This is a genomic window from Pseudomonas frederiksbergensis (assembly GCF_003732665.1).
Classification (GTDB): Bacteria; Pseudomonadota; Gammaproteobacteria; order Pseudomonadales; family Pseudomonadaceae; genus Aquipseudomonas; species Aquipseudomonas frederiksbergensis_G.
The window spans coordinates 1-269 of the sequence record NZ_MOBP01000250.1 but is presented as its reverse complement, the minus strand read 5'-3'; the positions used below and the strand labels follow the sequence as shown (position 1 = coordinate 269).

The 269-nt window shown below is 56.1% G+C and carries 1 pseudogene; it reads right to left on the bottom strand.

Going from position 1 to position 269, the window contains the following annotated elements:
• Positions 1 to 269: pseudogene (locus BK665_RS34050) on the bottom strand (histone deacetylase); the annotation flags it as partial.

Sequence of the window (269 nt, the reverse complement as noted above, 5' to 3'; positions counted from 1 at the left end):
GCGGCAGCAAATAATTGAGCGCGTCGTCCACCACCTTCAAATAGTCGGTATCGCCCATGCCTTTGGGCAATGGAATGTCCCAGTCACTTTCGGCTTTGCGGGCAGGAAAATTCTTCTCGCAGGGCAGGGAAACGGTGATCGCATCCGGGGTGTTGTGCAGGATGCGTGCAGTCCCGTCGCCCTGGTGCACAGCGCAATCGAATATCAGCACCCGATTCACCCTACCACTTTCCAGCAGGTAATGGCTGATCACCGCCAGGTCATTGAAG